Below are 2215 nucleotides of genomic sequence, written 5' to 3'. Positions count from 1 at the left end.
GACATCCTTGTTCCCGAAGTCGATTATGACGAAATCTATCCCGGACTGGCCGCACAGGTTCGGCTGCTTGGTCGCAGCGATGTTTTCAAAGGTTCAGTCGTTTCCGTGAAAGGCAGCTCGGCAGCTACGGAAACCGATTCATTTGCGGCCAGTCTACCGGTTACATCGCAACGCAATGCCCGCATCAGGGTTCGTCTCGAACCCTCCTTCATGAACAGCGACTTCAAAAATTTCTGCCAAGTGGGACGTTCGGTCCAGGTCCGTTTTCCAAGGCACGGATTTGGTTTTTCGAATTGGATCAGGAACCTGTGGTTCAGTATCTTCTAGCGCTTGCTCCAACCTTTCTCGTGGTGGCCTTCTTTCTCCTGGGGCCATTCAATTGGCCACGCCATCATAGCTGGGCGAGGACAGTCACCTGCGGGTTCGTCGCGGCCGTCGCATTGCGCTACATGATTTGGCGGTTCACGCAAACCGTTCTTCCCTATCCCTACGACGGGACCAACTTCTATTGGGTCTGGCTCGTCTTCATCGTCGAGCTGCTGGCATTTTCCGATGTTGTGCTGTTCCTCATCCTCATGAGCCGTTACATCGACCGGAGCCTTGAGACGGACGAACTTGGTAAGATCTTTTTTTCGCGTGACGAGCGCAAACTGCCGACGGTCGATGTCTTCATACCTACCTACAACGAGCCGCTCGATGTCCTGGAGCGAACAATTGTCGGCGCACTCTCACTCGATTACCCAGCAGAAAAGCTGAAGGTTTATGTCCTCGACGACCAGCGCCGCGACTGGCTAAAAGCCTTTTGCGAAGACAAGAACGCTATTCATGTTACGCGCAGCAACAATGCTCACGCCAAAGCCGGCAACATGAATAACGGTCTGCAAGTCAGCTCAGGTGAATTCGTTGCCGTCTTTGATGCCGATTTCGTACCTTATCGGCATTTTCTTCGTCGCACCCTGCCCTTCTTTTCCGACGAAAGCATCGGTATCGTCCAGACACCACAGCACTTTTTCAATGCGGATCCGGTCCAGACGAACCTGGGGTTGGAGAACATATGGCCGGACGAGCAGCGTCTGTTTTTTGACGAGATCGCGCCCAGCCGCGACGGATGGGATGTCAGTTTCTGTTGTGGTTCATGCTCGATCGCTCGGCGCAAGGCGATCGACGCGATCGGCGGTTTCCCGACGGAGTCCATTACCGAGGATTTGCTGACCACGCTTTCGATGCTCAACAAAGGCTACAAGACGCGCTATCTGAACGAGCGGCTATCGATGGGGCTCGCCGCTGAAAATCTGACGGGCTATTTCGTTCAGCGAGAACGCTGGTGCCAGGGTGGCATTCAGACGCTTTACTTGCACAATGGCCCGTTGCGCGGCCCAGGACTGTCTTTGTTTCAGCGGATCATGTTCCTACCAGTTTCATGGATAGTCCAATATCTGGTTCGTCTGATGATCCTGGTCATTCCGATCGCCTATCTCTGGTTCGGATTTTTGCCGCTTTATTTCACTGATATCGCTGATTACGTCTCATACCAGGCACCGTTACTGGCCGCCTATTTCCTTTTAATGCTTTGGATCACGCCAACACGATATCTGCCCATTATCTCAAGTGCTGTTGGAACGTTTGCAACTTTCCGCATGCTGCCCACGGTGGTGTCAAGCTTGATCAGACCGTTCGGCAAGCCCTTCAGGGTGACCCCGAAAGGCAGTGGCAACCAGGCAAATCAATTCGACAAATATACGTTTGCCTGGATCGCAACCTTGATCACGATCACGGCGGTTGGGCTACTCGTCGATATTGTCCCAGAGACAGCACAGATCCAGGCGCAATTCTCGCCGATCGCGGCTTTCTGGGCCGGCATCAACATCGTCGTTTTGGTCATCGCCTCTCTCATTTGTTTCGAGAAACCGCAACGATTGTTTCACGCGTTCAAATTGGACGAACCGGCCTCGGTGGATGACATCCCCGGCCGGCTAGTCAGTTTGGCACTCGACAAGGCCGTTGTCGCGGTTGCGGCGGATTCACGCTTCGAGTCAAAATCCGTCTTGCTGCACCTTCGGGGCTTTACACCCTTTGAAGCCGAACTGAAGCAGGTTACTCAGCGGCGCAGGAGCGTGAGCCGAGGCGGCGATCGGCAAGCCTACTATCTCCACCTTCATTTTGAGCTCGAGGGCGCTATCCGAGACCAAATGATTGTAAAGCTCTATACGGGAGA

1 protein-coding gene and 1 pseudogene are annotated in these 2215 nt (G+C 53.7%); both read left to right on the top strand.

The genetic code is table 11. From position 1 onward, the window contains the following. Positions 1-327: pseudogene (locus PH558_RS33965) on the top strand (hemolysin D); the annotation flags it as partial. Further along, positions 309-2215: glycosyltransferase (locus PH558_RS33960; RefSeq protein ID WP_285208555.1), on the top strand; the 1907-nt coding region annotated here is incomplete at its 3' end. The pseudogene PH558_RS33965 and the gene PH558_RS33960, both read left to right, overlap by 19 nt.

Origin of the sequence: Rhizobium pantanalense, from assembly GCF_030182525.1 — a bacterium.
Taxonomy (GTDB): Bacteria; Pseudomonadota; Alphaproteobacteria; order Rhizobiales; family Rhizobiaceae; genus Rhizobium.
Note: the sequence above shows the minus strand (reverse complement) of the source record. Positions and strands in the feature narration are given on the sequence as shown.